The following is a 17,621-nucleotide window of genomic DNA, read 5'->3' as shown; positions in this document are numbered from 1 at the left end:
TGACATCGGGGACTCCCACGTCACCTCCAGCTCTCCAGCGTGCACTCGTCTCCGCACCTTTTCGGGTCTTTCGTCCAACCTCGCCGGTGCAGCAGTTGGGTGACTCTGGCGGCGGTTCGGCACTGAGTCTCGAATACCTGGGGCCAGCGGACGCGGGCGGTGAGCTTGCCGCCGAGAGCGAGATCGTCGAGGTCGCGGTCGGCGTCGCGGCCCTGAGCTCGCCAGGACTCATGGTTGAGCCGGCCGTCGAGTTCGACTACGAGGCCGTACGCCTCGTACTCGACGTCGCGGAACTCCTTGCCGTTCGGCGTCAGTCTTTCGCTCTGGCGGGTGCCCGGCGGGAGGCCGTGGGCGCGTTCGACGCGGGTGAGGTAGGCGTGCTCGAGGACCGAGCAGGTGCCGCTGTCTACGTCGGCGAGGAGGTCAGTGATGAAGGCGCGCCGGGGGAGCCGCGGGTGGCGCTTCAGGGCGGTGCGTACGGCGTTGGTGGTCACTCCGCGGCGGCCGATCGTGTCGGTCAGGAGGCCGATCACATCCATCTCGGAGGTTGCGTATCGCGCCTGGAAGAGGGCGTTGTCCTCCAGCTTGAGGCGGGGTGGGCGGTCGCCGGCGAAGATCTGGCGGGAGAGGCCGACGACACGGTGGATGACGACACCGGGAGGTGGGTCGAGGCGGCGGGTGTGGTCGATGGCTACGTGAATGGGTGCATCGGCATCGTCGATGCGCGTCGGCTCTAGGACCGATGGGCCGCACAGGGCGGCGGGCTCGGCGTAGAGCACCGCCGCCCAGGCGCGCTGGCGCCAGGTGAGCGGGCCGGTGTGGGTGACGTAGACGCCGCGATGGACCAACTGCATCTCGCGGCGTCTGATCGCGCGACGGATGTCGTTCGGTGCGTATCCGCCGAAGGTGAGCTGAGCCCGGCTGGCCACGCCGTCCTGTAGCTCCAGCTCACGCTCGACCCAGGTTCGCCGCGCCGCCAGATCGCGCGCAGAGAGTTCGAGATCTGCAAGAGCTGTCACGTCTGCCCTTCCTGGCCGCGATGAGCGTTGCTCGGAACGATAGGTGCCGCCTCCGACAGTTTTCGCGTGCTCTGGCGGTCGAGCAGGGTGGTCAGCGGCCGAGGATGCGACTCAGCAAGGTGCCGTTGGGGTCCTTGGGGTCGGCGGAGTGCCCGGGGCACCACTGACCGGTGGGCACGGAGGCCTTGACGGTGGCGACGTGGCGGCCGCAGCCGGCCCAGGTGGTTTTCTTGCACTTCTTGCAGCGGACGGGGCGACACATTGTTCGGTTCCTGCTTCTGTGGATCTGGGTGGTGGTCAGGCGGGAGGTTCGCCGGCGTCGAGGGCGTCGACGAACTCGCAGAACGCGTCGAAGGCTCGCGCGCCGTGGATGGTGGCGGGACCGCCGTGCATGAGGAAGGTGACGCCGATGGCCTCGGCTGCCTCTTGGGGGCTCGCGCCGGCGCGAGCGGCGGCCTGACCGTGGGAGGCGATGCAGCCGTCGCAGCCTTCGACCACGCCGATCGCGAAGGCGATCAGCTCCTTGGTCTTACGGTCGAGCGCACCGTCGGCGAAGGCCGCCTTGGAGAGCCCGCCCCAGCCCTTGTAGACGTCGGGGATGGCGCGGCGTAGCTCCTGGTGGAGCGGCCCCAGGTCTCGCAGGACGCTCTTGCCGTGGGGCGAGGAATGGTCAGTAGTGGTGGTCATGATGGCTCCTTTCGGCCGCGGTGGAGGAGGTGTCCCTCCTCGGCTTCGTAACCCCCCGGGGGGTTACAGTTGAGACGGTAGCATAACCCCCTGGGGGGTTATAGAATCGCTGAAGACGAAGGAGAACCGATGACCAGCTTCACCCTGAGCGCCACCGTCCCCGCGTCGTACGCGGAGACCTTGGCGCGTGTACGAGACCTCCTCGGCGACGCCGGGTTCGGCGTCCTCACCGAGATCGACCTGACCGCGACCCTGCGCGCCAAGCTCGGCGTGGACATACCGCAGCAGGTGATCCTCGGAGCCTGCATGCCCCAGCTCGCACATCGCGCGCTCGAGGCAGATCCGCGGATCGCGACGATGCTGCCGTGCAACGTCGTGGTCGCTGCGGAGGGCGAGGAGACCCGGGTGGAGGTTTTCGACCCGGCCGCGATGACCTCGTTCAGCTCGGACGCCGGCGTCGCCGAGGTCGCGGCCGACGCGCGTCAGCGCCTCACTGGCATGTTGGAAGCACTCACTGGAGAGAAGAAGGACGACGATGCAGCTCGAGCCTGACGAGATCAAGGCCGTCATCACCCGACTCAAGCGGGCCAATGGGCACCTCGCGTCCGTGATCCGGATGCTCGAGGAGGGGTCGGAGTGTGAAGACGCACTGACCCAGCTCGCGGCGGTCAACAAGGCGGTCAGCCGAGGTGGCTACGCGCTGGTCGCCACCGGGCTGGAGAAGTGCCTCGCCGAGGGCGGTCGCGACAGTGTCGACACCAAGAAGATGGAGAAGCTCTTCCTCGCTCTTGCCTGATCGGCGGGCCGATCACTGTCCACAGGCGACCTCCGGGACAGGGTTATCCACAGGCCGGTGATAGGCGCTGGCGGGGCGTACGGATCCGGGGTCTGCTGGGGTCATGCCCAAACGAAAGAAGCGTGAGAAGTCACCTCGTCCACCGAACAGGCCCGGGGATCCGCGCCGGCGGTCGTTCGCGGAGAAGGTCGTCGACAGTCCCTATTGGCCGGCGATGTTCGCGGTGAACGACGCCGAGGCCCGCGGGGATGTGAAGTCGGCCCTGGAGATCATCCATACGACCAGCGCCCAGCTCGACAAGGAGCAGTTCTGGCATCCGTCGCGCCTCGAGCGGCTGGAACAGCTGCGGCTGCTCGAGGCGCTCATGCCGAGGTGGGCGCATTCGCGGTGGATCGTCGCGCAGGCGATGCAGAGCACCCAGGCGCGCAACCAGTGGCGGATGTCGAAGGCGATCCGGGTCGCACTGGACGTCCGCGGCGGTCCCGACCCCGGACGTGACCGGGAGGACGACCGGATCCAGATCTTGGATCGCGACTGGGTCTACCGGCAGACGTTCCTCTACGAGCTCGGCGGGCTCGAAGCGTTCCTGCGTCACAACGCGTCCGGCGACCTCATAGCCGGCGCCGACCGGATCTGGGAGTGGGTGCGGGCGCCGATGCGTGGCCTACGGCTGCTGGGCCACGAGCCTCGACACCTGCTCTGGGAGGATCCGAGGACCGGCGGGCAGCTGACCACGATCAACATCGGTGCCGGACTGCTCGTCGATGACGGGGAGTGCGTGATCGGCCGGATCGTGCCGATCGACGACGGCCTGATGTTCGAGACAGCTCCGCTGCGGGTGCCCGAGGAGGTGGCGTACGCCGTCGCGGATGAACCGGAGCGGTGGATCGACGCGCTGCGTGACAGGACCGGGAGGCCGGGTCACGAGCCGGGGGAGATCTGGACCCACCGCGGGCTGCGCGACTACGGCTTGCTCACCGACATTCCGTACGGACTGGTCAATCTCGCCATGGACGCGGGTCTGCATGTGTTCAGGAATCCCGATGACGATGGGCTGGGCGAGCTCGACGAGCTGTTCAACCATCCGGCCGACTATCCCGCGTGTCTGGCCGCGTGGTTGATGCGACCGGCGACGATCACCGCGCTCAGTTCAGGCACACCGCCCGATGCGTTAGCCGCGCTCGGAGGGTTCGCCGAATTCGTCCACGAGCCGGCGGCGAGCCTCATCCACGACCTGGCCGAACACCGCGAGGAGGCTGCTTGACACTCCGCGAGGCCCCTCGCCCCGACCTGGAGTTTGGCTTAGTTTGATTCCAGTCGAGACCGTGGGGGACGCAATGGCAGCACCGCAGGCGACGTCGGACGCCGAGCCCCAGCTGAGCCGGCGCCGGATCAATCTCATCTTCGGCACCGTGATGCTCGGCATGCTGCTCGCGGCGCTCGACCAGACGATCGTGTCGACAGCACTGCCGACGATCGTGGCCGACGTCGGAGGTGCCGGCCACCTGTCGTGGGTGGTGTCGTCCTACCTTCTGGCCGAGACGGTGGCGACCGTGCTCGCCGGCAAGTTCGGTGACCTCTTCGGCCGCAAGCTGATGCTGCAGGTCTCCGCCGGGCTCTTCATCCTCGCCTCGGCAGCGTGCGGGTTCGCGACCGACATGGCCTGGCTGATCGGTGCCCGAGCCGTGCAGGGCATCGGTGCCGGCGGCCTGATGGTGACCGCGACGGCGCTGATCGGCGACATCATCCCGCTGCGGGAGCGAGGGAAGTACCAGGGCGCCCTCGGGGCGGTCTTCGGCGCCACCACCGTGCTCGGACCACTCCTCGGCGGTCTCTTCACCGACCACCTCTCCTGGCGGTGGGCGTTCTACATCAACCTGCCGCTCGGCATCGCCGTGATCGCGATCGCCAGCCTCACGCTGCCGCAGATCGCCCGCGGCAAGCGCCCCTCGATCGACTACCTCGGCATCCTCTTCGTCGGTCTCGGCGCCTCGATGCTGACGCTGGCCGTCAGCTGGGGCGGGACGGAGTACGCCTGGGGATCGGCGACCATCATCGGTCTGTTCATCGGCTCGGCCGTCGCCTTCGCGATCTTCGTCTGGGTCGAGTCGCGGGCGGTCTCTCCGATCCTGCCGTTGCGGCTGTTCCGGGACCGGGTGTTCACGGTCAGCGTCGTGCTCTCGTTCATCGTCGGGTTCGCGATGCTCGGCGCGATGACCTACCTGCCGACCTACATGCAGTACGTGCACGGCGTCTCCGCTACGTCGTCCGGGATCCGCACCCTGCCGATGGTTATCGGTCTGTTGGTGACATCGACGCTGGCGGGATCGATCGTGGGCCGGACGGGGCGCTACAAGCTCTTCCCGGTCGCCGGCTCGCTGATCATGGCACTGGGGCTCTATCTGCTCTCGACCATGGACGCCGACACCAGCACGCTGATGATGTCGCTGTTCCTGCTGATCATGGGCATGGGCGTCGGCCTGAGCATGCAGATCCTGACGATCATCGTGCAGAACACCGCGGCCTACGAGGACCTCGGCGTCGCGACCTCGGGCGTCACGTTCTTCCGGACGATGGGCAGCTCGTTCGGCGCCTCGATCATGGGCACCGTCTACGCCAACGGGCTCGCCGACCGGCTGCCCCCTGCGCTCGTCTCGGCAGGAGTCTCCGCCGACGAGGTCGCGACCCCGGCCCTGCTGCACGCGCTGCCCGACGCCCAGAGCGCGCCGATCATCGGCGCCTACGCGGAGACGCTGCAGGTCGTCTTCCTCGCCGCGGTCCCGGTCGCGGGGCTGGCGTTCCTGGTCGCGCTCCTCCTCAAGGAAGTGCCCCTCCGCGGCACCTCCAGGGCAGGCGCGACCGACACGGGCGACGGCTTCGCCATGCCAAACTCCTCCGACAGTGCGATGCGCCTCGACGCTGCCGTCGCCCAGCTCGTCCGCCGGCAACCGCCGGAGACCTTCACCATGCTCCGGGAGTCGGCGGTCGATCTCGACGCCGCGACCGCGTGGTGCGTACGCCAGATCGGGATCCGCGAGTGGGTCGGCGGCGAGACCTCGCTGGTCGCGATCGGCCACCGCCTCGGGATGCCGGGCGCGGTGCTGGCGCCGGCATTCGCCACCGCCGCGGCGGAGGGCTACCTCTACGGCGACGAGTCGGCGTACGCCCTGACGGAGGCAGGCAGGGACGAGCTCGGCAAGCTGGTCGCGGCGTTCAAGCAGTGGCTGGCAACCGAGCTCTCCGACTGGGGTCCTGATGACGCCAAGCTCGATGAGGCGCTCGCCGTGCTTTCCCGCAGGATCGTCGAGGGTGAGCAGGATGTGCGGAGCCCGGCCGAGGCGGCCCTCTAGGGCATTTGCCTTCGTCTTGTTTGAGATCGGCGAAAGCGGGTAGGACGAAGGCATGAGTGACGACGACATGCACGTCAATCCCGACGATCTCAGGTCCATCAAGAGCACGCTCGACACCGCCGGCGGAGACCTCTTCAAGCAGGCCGAGCCGCTGCAGAAGACACCTGACGTGGGCGAGTCGTCCTCCGAGGTCGCGACCGCGTTGGCGTCGCTGGCGGCGGCCGTCGGCGGGATGGCAGAAGGCCTCGGGTCACTCAGCGACGGCGTACAGAACGCTCTCGACCACGCGACCACGAGCGACGACGCGGCCGGCGACGCGGGCCGGCGCCACGAGCAGAGGGTGAGGGGCAACTGATGCCTGAGGCGATGGACACGAAGGTCTACGGCGACGCGTCGGCGGCGCAGACCGCGGCGGACGCGTGTACGACCGCCAAGGACGCGGTCGGTGACGCGCTCGACGACCTCGGCAAGGCGATCAAGACCGCCGGTTCCTGGAAGGGCCAGGCGGGCGCCGCGTTCGAGACCAAGGCGGAGAAGCGCAAGAGCGACCTGCGTCAGCTCGAGTCCCGCATCGAGGCCATGGGCAAGGGCCTCTCGACCTTCTCGGGTGACCTGACGGCGGTCGAGACCAAGATGTCGACGATCCGCACCGAAGCCAGCGGCGCCGGGCTCACGGTCAGCGGCACCATGATCTCGCCGCCGACCGACCCGGGCGAGGACGCCTCCGAGGGCGACGTCAACGTCCACAACACCAAGGTCGAGAAGTGGAACGACCTGGTCAGCCGGGTCGAGACTGCTCGCAAGGACGAGGACAACGCCCACGAGGACCTCGGCAAGGCGATCTCGAAGTCGACCGGCGACGGCTGGATCGAGGACCGCCTCGAGGACCTGGGCCTGCTGCCGAAGGACTTCTCCGACGGCATGCAGATCGGTGCGTACGCTCTGGGGCTGGCCGGCCTGGGAGCCGGCGCCGGCGTCGACTGGATGGTGAAGAGCCGTTACGGCACCTTCCAGCCGCGGGTGAACGGCCGGTTCGCCAGCCCGTCGAGCCTGACGAAGCTGGAGCGTGCCGCGAAGGTGCTCAGCGACAAGAACTGGCACGCGAAGGCCAACCAGGCAGCCGTACGCGGCAAGTGGCTCACCGCGGGCAAGTGGGCGACCCGGGCCGGCTGGGTGGTCACGGCCGGCACCTCGGCATGGGAGCAGTGGCAGAAGGACGCCGACGACCCGTCGCTGTCGACGACAGAGCGGGTGAGCCGCACGGTGAGCACCTCCGCGATCACGACCGCGGGCGCCGCGGGCGGAGCCTGGGCCGGTGCCCAGGCCGGCGCCGCTATCGGCAGCATCTTCCCCGGTCCGGGCACGGTCATCGGCGGTGTCGTCGGTGGCGTGATCGGTGGTGCGATCGGCTCCGGGCTGGCCGGCAAGGCCGCCGACTTCGTGGTCGACGAGGCCGGCGAGCTCGGTGAGGCCGTGGTCGACGGGGTCAGCGACTTCGCGGAGGGCGCCGGCGAGGTAGCCTCCGATGTCGGCGACGCCATCACCTTCTGGGACTAGGACCGCAATGATCTGGGCCGCACTCATCCTCGCCGCCGGCGTCATCGGCGCCGGGGTCAGCATCTGGCAACATCTCGGGCTTTCGGCTCGTGCCCGTTCCTGGGCGACCGCGTGGAACCGGGGCGGCGTGGGCGAGGACGTCGTGCTCATCCATCTGCCCTGCATCTCCGCGCTGGCCATCACCGGCTCGACGGCGTTCGGGCTGGTGCCGGAGCAGACCGCGGCATGGACGATCATCGGTGGGCTCTTCCTGCTCACCTGCCTCGTCTATCCGCTGCTGGTCATCGTGCCCACCCCGTCGTTCATCAAGCCGAAGTGGTATCGCAAGTCGCGCCCGAAGAAGAAGCGCACCGCGGGAAAGAAGTGACCTTGTCTGATCAGACGACGATGACGATCCCGGATGGCTGGGAGAGCGTCGAGCCACCCGAGGGCATACGTCTCCTGGCGCTCGCGCCGGCGAGCGGCACCTTCCGCTCCAACCTCACGGTGACCGCCCAGACCAACGGCGAGCTGGGGTTCCGCGACTGGCAGGTCGGCTCCGAGATGGCGTTCACCGAGATGATGCCGGGCTACACGCCGATCGACCTCGAGCGCCTCACGATCGCCGGGCAGGAGGCGGGTCGGCGGCTGGCGATGTACGACGGGCCGGGCGAGTCCGCGCTGACCATGGAGCAGTGGTTCGTGGCGATCGACGGAGTCGGCCACACCCTGACCGCTACCGTGCTGACCAGCGACTATGCGACCTGGGCTCCCCAGATCGACGCCGCGGCCGCGACCTGGAGCCCGGCATGAGCGCCGCGGCGACGGAGGTCGTCTGGGTCCTCGCCGGTCCGGGCGGACGCCTCGAGCACCGCGCCGCGGTCGACCCCACGGGCATCCACCTCGAGCTCGGCGTCGACGGCACGCGTACGCAGCCCCTCGACCTCCCGCGAGGCCACCTGGTCCCGAGTCTGGTCCGCACCCTGAAGGTCCGCCCGGTCAAGGGCGCGGCCGGATCGGTGCGCCCGTTCCCGACCGCCCGGATGGCCGAGCTGTTGAGCGAGGACCAGGACGCTCGCGACGTGGTCCTGACGGAGCTCGGTGCCCGCACCGCCTGGTCGATCACGGTCGGCCCGTGGCAGCTCGCCGGCATCAACGGCCCCGACGGCCTCCACCTCGCGCTGGAGGACAGGCTGACCCCGATGACCAACACCGTCTTCTACCGCATGCTCTGCGAGCAGCTCGGCGCCTACTGATCCCTTCGGATACCAAGCGTCGAGAAGTCTGCGCCGAGGATGCGGAAGGCGTCGACCAGGAGCCCGGCGACGAGCGCTGCCTCGGCCTGGGGGACGGTGCGCCAGTAGTGCGGCACCCCCGGCGCCGGGGCGATCGGGTCGGTCTCATCAGGGGTCAGCCAACCGGCCGCGCGAAGCGCCTCGTGCTGCTCGGCGGAGGCCTCCCACGTGCCGCCGATGTGCTGCGTACCCACGAACTCCGCGTAGAGGACCGAGTCCACGCACAGCACCTGCCCCCAGCGAGACGGCGGGGCGGACCGTGACGACTTTGCCCTGAGCCGGGCGAAGACGCCCGTCGGTTCCGGCGCCGGCGGCGAGGGTTCAGCGATGATCACGAACTCCTGCTGCCCGAGGCCGGCGAGCTCGGCGGTGATCCGTTCTTGCCACTGCGTAGCGTCCACCGGTCCATCCAACCAGGGCGGGGGAGCAGCGTTACCGGCGCGTTCACACGCAAGGGGTTGTCACGCGATCGCGGCACTGGTTGCATCTGTGCACCCCCCTTCCCCACGAACAAGGGACCCCACATGACTCTCGGGAAACGACTCACGCGCAAGCTCGCCCTGGCGCTTCCGCTCGCAGCCCTCCTCTCGCTCGTTCCGGCGGCCGCCTGGGCCGCCCCGCCCCCGGCGCTGCCGGCCTCGGCCCCGGAGGGCGACCGCACCTGGCAGCCGGCCCTCGACTTCGACACCGACGGCTGTTACAGCACCCCGGCGATCGGCCCGGACGGCACGCTCAACGGCGGCCTGGCGATGGGCGGCACGGTCAACGGCCAGTGCCGCGACCTCTCCGACCTGCAGAACACCAACGTCTACTCCCGCTCGAAGTGCAACAACGGCTGGTGCGCGTACCTCTACGGCTACTACTTCGAGAAGGACCAGGTCTCGTGGGGCCCGGGCTCGGCCGGCCACCGGCACGACTGGGAGCACATCATCGTGTGGGTGCAGGACGGACACGCGAGGTTCATGTCCGTCTCCCAGCACTCCGGCTACCAGATCAAGCCTGAGTCGGAGCTGCAGTTCGAGGGCGGTACGCACCCCAAGGCCGTCTATCACAAGGACGGCGGCAGCACCCACTGCTTCCGCTTCCCCAAGACCGGTGGCGGAGACGAGCCGCCCGAGAACCACGAGGGCGTCTGGCAGGTCAAGGGTCTTGTCGGCTGGGACAACTACCCGGCCGGCATCCGTGAGCGCCTCATCGCAGCCGACTTCGGCGCCGCCACGTTCAAGCTCACCGACGCGCGCTTCGGCAACGCACTGGCGGGCGGGAAGCCGGCCGGGGTCTCCCTCGACCCCTACGCCTGAGCCGGCCGGCTCCCCACTTCTCGCAGGTCAGGTGGCCTGCGAGAAGTCGAACAACGCGATCGGGGCCGACGTCGGCTCGTCGGAGCCTCCCTCAGGCTCGACGGTGATCCCGGCCGCACTCGCGTCCCCGGCGTCACCCTCCAGGACGACGGTCTGGTCACTGCCGGCGGGCATCACGCCGGCGGGGACCATGACGTCGTCGTGCTGGAGCCAGAGCTCGTAGACCTTGCCGGTCGGCGCGGCCGGCATGTTGGAGGTGACCAGCACGGCCCTGTTCTCCGAGACCGATCGGACCACCCGGGCCCGGGCGTCGCCGGGCAGGTCGATGGCCACGGTCGTGGCGTCCTTCGCGCTCAGGACCCGTTCGGCGGTCGTCATGGTCTGGCTGGAGTCGTCGCGGAGCAGCTCGACGGCGGTGACCGTGCCGGTGCCGACGACGGCCAGCACCGCGGCCGCGGCGGCGAACGTACGCCAACCGAACCGTCGACGGCCGGGCGACGCGTCCGAGGGCTCAGGTGTCTCGACGGCTCTGTGCTTCGGCGCAGTCTCGGGCGGAAGCGGCCGGATCTCCTTGATGCCGGCGAGCAGGCGGTCGCGCAGCTCCGGCGAGGGAGCGGTGTCGGTCAGGCCGCCGAGCATCCAGGTGGTGTCGCGCAGGCTGGCCACCTCGTCACGGCAGTCGGCGCACACGGCGAGGTGCTCCTCGAACCGGGCGCGCTCGATGTCGTCGAGGGCGTCGACGGCGTACGCCCCGGAGAGGGCGTGAATGTCATGCGCGGTCATCGGCTCACTCCCATCGCGTCGCGCAACCGGATCAGTCCATCCCGGATTCGGGTCTTTGCAGTGCCTATCGGCAGATCGAGCATGGCAGCGACCTCAGTGTGGGTGTAACCACCGAAGTACGCCAGCTGTAGCGCCTCACGTTGAACCGCCGTCAGGGTTTCGAGGGCCGTGTGGACGCGGCGAGCCTCCAAGGAGGTCTCCACGGCTTCGGCCGTCGTGTCATGGGGCGGGGTCTGGGTGGTGCCGTGGTAGGCCGTGTCGTTGCGGCCGACGGACTCCGCGGATCGAACCCGGTCGACGGCACGACGATGGGCCAGTGTCAGCAACCACGAATGGGCGCTGCCCAGGTTCTCGTCGTACCGGCTGGCGGTGCGCCACACCTGGAGGTACGCCTCCTGGGTGACCTCCTCCGCTTGAGCAGGGTCTCGGACCACCCGCAGCACCAGTCCGTGCACACGGGCGGAGGTCGCGTCGTAGACGGCGGCGAAGGCGGCCTCGTCGCCTCGGGCGACGCGACGGAGGAGCTCGGCAAGCCCCGGGGACCCGGTCCCCTCCGGCGACGAGTCGCCGGAGGGGACTGAGCTGAGCGGTCTCATGTGTCGATCCTCGCGGATATCCGGTCCGATGTCCCGATCAGGGCATCAGTACGGTGTCGACGACGTACACCGTGGCGTTGGCGGTCGGGATGTTGCCGCACAGAACCTTGGCGTTCTCCTTGCCGACGGTGAACTCCTCGCCCTCGCCCTCGACGGTGATCATGTCGCCGGCCAGGGTCTCGTGCTCACCAGCGACCTCGTCCGGGCCGAGCTGACCGGCCACCACGTGGTGGGTGAGGACCTTGGTCAGCGTCTCCTTGTCGGCCAGGACGGCGTCCAGGTCGGCCTTCGGGATCTTCGCGAAGGCGTCGTCGGTCGGGGCGAAGACGGTCAGCGCGTCGGCGCTGTTCAGGGTGTCGACGAGCTCGGCCTGGCCGACGGCCGACACCAGCGTCTTGAGCAGCGGGTTGGCGCTCGCCGCGGAGGCGACCGGGGCCGTGGACATGCCGTTGAACGAGCCGGCACCGTCGGCGGGGATCAGCTTGCAGCCCTCACCGAAGGTCTGCGCGCCGGCCTCCATGTCCTCCTCGGGCGCGGCCTCGGTCGACTCGGAGGTGCTGGAGCCGCCTTCGCTGCCGGACGCGGTGTCCTCCGAACCACATGCCGAGAGACCGAGACCCAGCAGGAGCGCCATGGACGCGGCGACGCTGCCGGTGCGGGTGATCGTGTTGAGCTTCATTGGGAGAGCCTTTCGAGGGTTGGTCTCTTGCTGTCATGAGGGCTTCGGCACGGTGGCCGAATCGGATTTCGCCTTTTTTCAATCGGTGACGGTGACGACGATTTCCTGGATGCCGCTGGAGCCGTCGGGGAACGGGGTGGCCCGCTCCCCGCTCTGCACGTTGCCGTCGCGATCGGTGACCCGAACGGCCAGCTGATGGCTGCCGGGCTGGGCGTCCCAGGGCAGGAACCACTGGCGCCAGTAGTCGATCCCGGCGTCCGGGCCGAGCTCGGCCGGCTGCCAGCGGCCGCCGTCGATGCGTACGTCGACCGTGGCGACGCCGTGGTGCTGGGCCCAGGCGACGCCGCCGATCACGGTGCGGCCGGAGGGGATGTTGCTCAGCGGGCGGGGCGTGTCGATCCGGCTGGACAGCTTGATCGGGGCATCGATGGCCCAGTCGCGGTCGGTCCAGTAGGCCGTCGCCTCGTCATAGCGGGTCAGGGTCAGCCTGGTGACCCACTTGGTGGCGCCGACGTACCCGTAGAGGCCGGGAACCACCAGCCTGGCCGGGAAGCCGTGGGTGCGGGGAAGGACCTCGCCGTTCATGCCGAGGGCGACCATCGCGTTGCGCCCGTCCATCGCGGCCTCGAGCGGGGTGCTGATCGTGAAGCCCTCGACGTCGGTCGAGAGGATCTGGTCGGCGTCCTTGCCGACGCCGGCCTCCGCGAGCAGCTCCTCGAGAGGTACGCCGGTCCAGCGTGCCGCGCCGACGAGCTTGCCGCCGACCTCGTTGGAGACGCAGGTCAGGGTGATGTCGTGCTCGACGTTCTCCCGCGCGCGCAGGTCGTCGTAGCTGAAGGTGAGCTCGCGGTCGACGTCACCGTCGATGGTCAGCGACCAGCTGTTCTGGTCGACGATCGGGACGGCCAGCTTGGTGTCGACCCGGTAGAAGTCGCGGTTGCGGGTGATGAACCGGGAGATCCCCTGGTGCGTCTCCTCCAGCCCCGCCGGGAGCGCCGGCAGCGGGTCGCGGACCCGCGGCAGCATGATGTCGGCGAGCGCCGTACGTCCGCGCACGATCAGCTGCCCGCCGGTCGCGGCCGCGGCGGAGAGCAGAGCGAGGGCCCCGAACCCGATCAGCACGCTTCGACGGGTGGCCGCGCCTTCGTCCGGGGCCTCCTGCCGGTGAGGGGGCGTGCGCTCGGCGGTCAGGGCGCGGGTCAGCAGCACCAGGACGGCGGGTCCGAGTACGAGGGCGACGGCCGTGGGCACGAGGTTAGCGATCTCGAAGAGCGGCTGGCGGACCACGGCGGCTCCGGCGAGCAGGACCAGGGCCGCCATGAGCCCGACGCCGAGCTTCAACCGTCTGCGGGCGACCACCCCGATCACGGCGGCGAACACGATCGTGACCAGCAGCACGCTGCCGATCAGGATCGGCTTGTCCGCACTGCCGAGCTCGCGTACCGCCCACTCCTTGACCGGGGTGGGCGTGGCGTCGATGACCGCGGTGCTGACCGCGAGCGCGGGGGACGAGGCCGGCGTGAGCAGCGCAGCCGTGAGGTGCGCGACGGACATGCCGACCACCCCGGCGAGCACGCCGGCGGTGGCATGGGCGAGGGTCTGGCGATCCAGGTGTCTCATGGCGGGGATTCGCGCCAGGTGGCCGAACGGATTTCGGGGTAACACGCTGTTCGTAGGACTACTCGCCCTATGAGAACGACCGGATAGACCTACGAACAGCGTGTTACACGGGGTCAGTCCGCGTCGCGCATCTTGGCGAGCCGGGCCCGCAGGCCGGCTTCCCGGTGCGCATTGGCGCGCAGCTCGACATAGGTCTCGCCGTAGACCCAGAGCAGTGCGTCATCGAGCCGCCGCACCGCGCCCGGCGGATAGCGGTAGTCCATCCGCGCCATGAGGGTCTCCTCGTCGACCGAGCGCAACGCGTCGCCGAGCTCGCTCAGTGACGTGATGCCGAGCTCGAGGATGACGCCGGAGATCCACCCGTAGTGGTCGGTGCGCGACCAGCCGGCCTCGGCGTACTGCCCGGCCAGGAACGCCGCCAGCTCACGGGGACTGATCCGCGGGTCGTCGTCGAGAGCCTCCGTGCTGGCGGCGGTCCCGCCCTCCCGGAGCCGATCCCTGATCGTGGAGAACTCGCGGTCGGCGAGCTCGAGCAGGCCGGCAGCGAGCGTGAACCGCCGGTCGAAGTCGGGTACGTGCTCGCTGGGGATGGTGCCCTTGTAGCGGATGTCGTGCTCGAACTCGGCCCAGGCGTGCTGCAGCACCGTGCGGATCTGGATCTGCGCTTGGCGGCCTCGCAACAGCTCGTACGCCGCCTGGCCCTCGCGCGCGGGGTCGAGACTGACCAGCAGGTGGCGGCTGGCGTACCCGAACCGGCCCTCGCTCGCGGTCTCCTCGCCCATGTCGCGGTCGTCGTGAACCACCACCTGATCGTCGAGGAGGTCGGCAACGGCCTGGACGTCGCTGTGGACGTAGGTGATCACCCGCAGCCCGATCTGGTCGGTGATCTGGCGGAGCGGGTCGGTGAAGACCTGCCGTCCGTCGACGGTACGAGCCGCCTTGGCCGCGAAAGACGCGACCGACTTCGCGCGCGAGGTCACGGTGAGGTAGTTGATGCCCGCGTCATCGAGGATCGAGGTCACCAGCTGTACGTACTGGTCGGCCGCTTCTTGCAGCATCGGCTGCATCGCGGCGTACTCACGGACCGCGGTCGCGGTGTCGTGGACCCTCGACCCGGCTCGTCCGCGGGGTGTCGGGCGGAGGTCGTCGGGCAGTGTCGGAGTGACGATGTAGCCGGTGGCGAAGTCTCCGTACGTGGTGGTGCGGTCCGGTGCGCGAGTCGCGAACAGGCCGATGTAGGCGCTCAGCACCGCATCGACCTGGTCCTCGACAACGCGCAGCTCGCTCTTGCGTACGGCATTCTCGGCGGATGTTCGCAGGGCCTGCCAGGATGGGTTGTTGTCGAGGAGCAGCGGCGGGTCGGCGCGCGCGAGGCCCTCGAGCAGGCCGAACAACATGATCAGCTCGGCGCGGAGCTGGTCGATGTCGCGCCCTGACTTGTTCTTGTACTTCAGTGTTCGGCCCAGGCGGAAGAGGGCCACCGTCGCGGGGTGCGGGTAGACCTCGATCGCCCGGCGCCGCCGGCCGGACCGGGGGTTCAGGTCGAGCCCGAGCCGGGCCGCGATCCGGGCGCCTCGCGGCTGCTCGCTGAACTCCGGCTTGCTGGTGTTGGACGGATGCGCGCCGGCGTCGAAGCGAGCGAAGTCCTTGTTGAGCGCGGCCTCGGCCGGACGGTTGCCGGTGGGGTTGGTGACGATCAGCGGAGCATCGAACGCGACGAGACAGTCACCGTCGACGTAGGGCTCCATGGCTGCGACGATCTCGTCGTCGGTCTTGGCGGCAGAGACGTGCACGAGGCGGCCCTCCTCGTCCAGGACGGCCAGGCCGGTCGGCCTGCGCACGCCCCAGGCGAGGTCGACTCCGAGGAAGTACATGGGGTCAGCCTGCCCTGCCTGCGGCGACTTGTGGCAACTCCACGCGGCTGGCGGCGCTGGTCGAGCCGGATTCGTGAGGAACGAACGAATCCGTGTCGAGACCAACACAGTCCCTTGGCTGCTCGATAGGACTGTGTTGGATTCTGCGTTTCTAGCGCTCGCGACTCAACCAGCGGCGCGAGTGGCCTGCACGATCGTGATCGGGCCGAACCGGTGGTCGATGTGGTCGATCTCGCGGGCGTCGGTGAACCCGGCGGCCGTCAGCAGGCTGACGATCCCGTTGTCGAGGTTGCGCTCGGTGTGGGCGTTCGTCCCGCGATGCCGGTGGCCCTCGTGCCCCTTGTGGTCGTGTCCGCCGTGACCGTGGTCGGGAGCGCCGAAGTCGACGATGGTCACCCGTCCGCCGGGCCGGAGGATCCGGTGAGCTTCACGTCCGAACCCCTCGCGCCCGGCGTCGTCGACGTGGTGCAGCGCGAGCGAGGAGACGACGTGGTCGACGCTGCCGTCCTCGGGCAGCAACCGGTCGGCGTACCCCTGCACCAGCGAGAGACGTACGCCTCGCCGACCCGCCTTCCGAGCGGCGATCCGCAGCGCGCCGGCGTCGGGGTCGTGCCCGGTGACGACGGCCCCGGGGACGGCGCGAAGCACCGAGAAGGAGAGGTTGGCGGTGCCGCAGCCGACGTCGAGCACCGTCTGCCCGGGCGAGATGCCGGCGAGCTCGACCGTCCGGTCGTGGAGCGCGCGCACGCGGGCGAGCCGGGTGAAGAGGTCGTAGAGGGGAAGGAGCCAGGTGCGGCCCATGCCGGGGAGGAACGGGCGGTCCCGTTCGCCCTCGGCGCGGCCGTCGATGATCTGTATGGTGGTCATAGTTCCACGATGGGACATCTTGCGGATCTACAGTGGGAGGGAAGTCGGTCGGCATGGGACGTTCTTCGGATTCGACCTCGGTGCTCGCCCGAGCCGTGCGCACCGTGCGCGCCGACGGCACCCCGGTCTACGCCTGGGACCAGCGTCCGGGCAGACCTGCCGTCAGGGTCGTACCCCTCGATCCCGACTGCGACACCGAGCACCTGCCACCCGACAACCGGCACGCCCACGACTTCTGGGTGCTGGCCTATGTCGAGCGCGGTGGCGGCGCCGTCGGCCTCGACGGCAAGCAGGTGGCGCTGCGTGACGGCGAGGTCCACGCGGTCGCGCCTGGCGAGGTCGTGGCCGCCGAGTCGCTCGCCGAGCTCACCCACGCGCGAGCCTGGTCGGTGGCGTTCACCCCCGACGCCATCCCCTCCCTCGCCTCCATCTCTCCGCTCACCTGGGCCCACCACCCCCTGCTCGCCCTCTTCGCCGCCGACGGCCGCAGCGGCATGGTCCCCGAGGCCGAGCGCCCGCGCTGGCGGGCCTGGCTCACCGAGCTCGATGACGAGCTACGCCACCCCGAACGCCTCGGCTCTCACGACGCCGTCACCGCGATCCTCACCCAGCTCCTCGTCGCGTCCGCGCGCCTGGCCCCAAGTGCTCCTATCGCCCCGGATCCGCTGGTCAGCCGGGTCTTCGACGAGATCGAGAGGACGTACGCCACCAAGGTCTCCGCCGGCGACCTCGCCCGCACCCTGGGCTACACCCCCGGCCACCTCACCACCGTCATCCGCCAACGCACCGGCCGTACGCTGCTCGACTGGCTCACCGAGCGCCGCCTCACCGAAGCCCGCCGCCTCCTCCGCGAAACCGACCTCCCGCTCTCGGTCATCTCCACCCGCACCGGCCTCACCGACCCCGGCTACCTAGTACGCCGCTTCAAGGCCCGCTACGGCACCACCCCCGACCGCTGGCGCCGGGAGGCCTGAGGAGCGAGTGACTCGGGCACGAAATGGCGCCTGCTCAGTTCGCCCATCGTCCGGAAGACTGCCGGTCTCGGGGCCCGACCGCCGGTACATCAGTCAACTACGATGACATAAGCATCATCCGTGCCGTGATGGGAGCGAGGTTTGATGATGGGTCTGTCGGAATCTTTGTGTAACTGGCTCGGCGTGATGCCACGGATCTGGTCCGTGGTGGAAGGAGCATCACGTCATGGAGCGAGACAGTGGG

General features: G+C 69.4%; 21 protein-coding genes. 11 read left to right on the top strand and 10 right to left on the bottom strand.

Going from position 1 to position 17,621, the window contains the following annotated elements:
- Positions 1 to 20: 20 nt before the first annotated feature.
- The 3 genes from ACFWQC_RS17910 to ACFWQC_RS17900 form a co-directional block, all read right to left on the bottom strand.
- Positions 21 to 1,019: a hypothetical protein gene (locus tag ACFWQC_RS17910; protein ID WP_378680657.1), complete on the bottom strand. Its 999-nt coding sequence runs from the start codon at positions 1,017 to 1,019 to the stop codon at positions 21 to 23.
- A 91-nt stretch (positions 1,020 to 1,110) separates the two neighbouring features.
- Positions 1,111 to 1,281, bottom strand: coding sequence for a hypothetical protein (locus ACFWQC_RS17905; protein ID WP_378680654.1), 171 nt, complete (start codon positions 1,279 to 1,281; stop codon positions 1,111 to 1,113).
- Between the two features lie 35 nt (positions 1,282 to 1,316).
- Entirely contained in the window at positions 1,317 to 1,706 is a 390-nt protein-coding gene (locus ACFWQC_RS17900; protein ID WP_160025418.1) for a carboxymuconolactone decarboxylase family protein, read from the bottom strand.
- Positions 1,707 to 1,835: 129 nt separating this feature from the next.
- On the opposite strand from ACFWQC_RS17900, the gene ACFWQC_RS17895 reads away from it, so the two are divergent.
- From ACFWQC_RS17895 to ACFWQC_RS17855, 9 genes are all read left to right on the top strand, one after another.
- On the top strand, positions 1,836 to 2,258 hold the full coding sequence (locus ACFWQC_RS17895) for a DUF302 domain-containing protein (protein ID WP_378680650.1): 423 nt from the start codon (positions 1,836 to 1,838) through the stop codon (positions 2,256 to 2,258).
- Positions 2,242 to 2,502 (top strand): metal-sensitive transcriptional regulator, encoded by a 261-nt coding sequence (locus tag ACFWQC_RS17890; RefSeq protein WP_141802705.1) that lies wholly within the window; start codon positions 2,242 to 2,244, stop codon positions 2,500 to 2,502. Before ACFWQC_RS17895 ends, ACFWQC_RS17890 begins: the two co-directional genes overlap by 17 nt.
- A 103-nt stretch (positions 2,503 to 2,605) precedes the next feature.
- Positions 2,606 to 3,766: a hypothetical protein gene (locus ACFWQC_RS17885; protein WP_378680646.1), complete on the top strand. Its 1,161-nt coding sequence runs from the start codon at positions 2,606 to 2,608 to the stop codon at positions 3,764 to 3,766.
- A gap of 73 nt (positions 3,767 to 3,839) precedes the next feature.
- Positions 3,840 to 5,852 carry an MDR family MFS transporter gene (locus ACFWQC_RS17880; protein WP_378680643.1) on the top strand — a complete coding sequence of 671 codons (2,013 nt, stop codon included), beginning with the start codon at positions 3,840 to 3,842 and terminating at the stop codon, positions 5,850 to 5,852.
- Positions 5,853 to 5,904: 52 nt separating this feature from the next.
- On the top strand, positions 5,905 to 6,207 hold the full coding sequence (locus ACFWQC_RS17875; protein ID WP_378680640.1) for a hypothetical protein: 303 nt from the start codon (positions 5,905 to 5,907) through the stop codon (positions 6,205 to 6,207).
- Positions 6,207 to 7,409, top strand: coding sequence for a WXG100 family type VII secretion target (locus ACFWQC_RS17870; protein ID WP_378680637.1), 1,203 nt, complete (start codon positions 6,207 to 6,209; stop codon positions 7,407 to 7,409). The genes ACFWQC_RS17875 and ACFWQC_RS17870 overlap by 1 nt, the downstream gene beginning before the upstream one ends.
- A gap of 7 nt (positions 7,410 to 7,416) precedes the next feature.
- Entirely contained in the window at positions 7,417 to 7,776 is a 360-nt protein-coding gene (locus ACFWQC_RS17865; protein WP_378680634.1) for a hypothetical protein, read from the top strand.
- Between the two features lie 2 nt (positions 7,777 to 7,778).
- Complete coding sequence (locus ACFWQC_RS17860; RefSeq protein ID WP_378680631.1) at positions 7,779 to 8,201, top strand: hypothetical protein; 423 nt, start codon at positions 7,779 to 7,781, stop codon at positions 8,199 to 8,201.
- Positions 8,198 to 8,644 carry a hypothetical protein gene (locus ACFWQC_RS17855; protein ID WP_378680628.1) on the top strand — a complete coding sequence of 149 codons (447 nt, stop codon included), beginning with the start codon at positions 8,198 to 8,200 and terminating at the stop codon, positions 8,642 to 8,644. Before ACFWQC_RS17860 ends, ACFWQC_RS17855 begins: the two co-directional genes overlap by 4 nt.
- Here ACFWQC_RS17855 and ACFWQC_RS17850 read toward each other — a convergent pair.
- Positions 8,638 to 9,084, bottom strand: a complete 447-nt coding sequence (locus ACFWQC_RS17850) for a hypothetical protein (RefSeq protein ID WP_378680625.1) — start codon at positions 9,082 to 9,084, stop codon at positions 8,638 to 8,640. The two genes, ACFWQC_RS17855 and ACFWQC_RS17850, sit on opposite strands and share 7 nt — an antisense overlap.
- Before the next feature lie 123 nt (positions 9,085 to 9,207).
- On the opposite strand from ACFWQC_RS17850, the gene ACFWQC_RS17845 reads away from it, so the two are divergent.
- Positions 9,208 to 9,984, top strand: coding sequence for an NPP1 family protein (locus ACFWQC_RS17845; RefSeq protein WP_378680623.1), 777 nt, complete (start codon positions 9,208 to 9,210; stop codon positions 9,982 to 9,984).
- A 27-nt stretch (positions 9,985 to 10,011) separates the two neighbouring features.
- On the opposite strand, the gene ACFWQC_RS17840 is transcribed toward ACFWQC_RS17845, so the two are convergent.
- From ACFWQC_RS17840 to ACFWQC_RS17815, 6 genes are all read right to left on the bottom strand, one after another.
- Entirely contained in the window at positions 10,012 to 10,767 is a 756-nt protein-coding gene (locus tag ACFWQC_RS17840) for an anti-sigma factor domain-containing protein (RefSeq protein ID WP_378680620.1), read from the bottom strand.
- Positions 10,764 to 11,363, bottom strand: coding sequence for an ECF RNA polymerase sigma factor SigK (gene sigK / locus ACFWQC_RS17835; protein ID WP_378680618.1), 600 nt, complete (start codon positions 11,361 to 11,363; stop codon positions 10,764 to 10,766). Before sigK ends, ACFWQC_RS17840 begins: the two co-directional genes overlap by 4 nt.
- Positions 11,364 to 11,400: 37 nt before the next feature.
- Positions 11,401 to 12,042, bottom strand: a complete 642-nt coding sequence (locus ACFWQC_RS17830) for a fasciclin domain-containing protein (RefSeq protein ID WP_091051670.1) — start codon at positions 12,040 to 12,042, stop codon at positions 11,401 to 11,403.
- 78 nt (positions 12,043 to 12,120) lie between these two features.
- Complete coding sequence (locus tag ACFWQC_RS17825) at positions 12,121 to 13,662, bottom strand: molybdopterin-dependent oxidoreductase (protein WP_378680615.1); 1,542 nt, start codon at positions 13,660 to 13,662, stop codon at positions 12,121 to 12,123.
- Positions 13,663 to 13,775: 113 nt separating this feature from the next.
- Positions 13,776 to 15,536 (bottom strand): DUF429 domain-containing protein, encoded by a 1,761-nt coding sequence (locus tag ACFWQC_RS17820; RefSeq protein WP_378680613.1) that lies wholly within the window; start codon positions 15,534 to 15,536, stop codon positions 13,776 to 13,778.
- Between the two features lie 165 nt (positions 15,537 to 15,701).
- Positions 15,702 to 16,403 carry a class I SAM-dependent methyltransferase gene (locus tag ACFWQC_RS17815; protein WP_378680611.1) on the bottom strand — a complete coding sequence of 234 codons (702 nt, stop codon included), beginning with the start codon at positions 16,401 to 16,403 and terminating at the stop codon, positions 15,702 to 15,704.
- A gap of 53 nt (positions 16,404 to 16,456) precedes the next feature.
- Between ACFWQC_RS17815 and ACFWQC_RS17810 the strand changes: the two genes are divergently transcribed.
- The gene (locus ACFWQC_RS17810) at positions 16,457 to 17,377 is read left to right on the top strand and encodes an AraC family transcriptional regulator (protein ID WP_378680609.1); all 921 of its coding nucleotides are present in this window, start codon (positions 16,457 to 16,459) and stop codon (positions 17,375 to 17,377) included.
- Positions 17,378 to 17,621 lie beyond the last annotated feature (244 nt).

The organism is Nocardioides sp. NPDC058538 (assembly GCF_042719275.1).
Classification (GTDB): Bacteria; Actinomycetota; Actinomycetes; order Propionibacteriales; family Nocardioidaceae; genus Nocardioides.
This window is presented reverse-complemented; position numbering and strand designations above follow the sequence as displayed.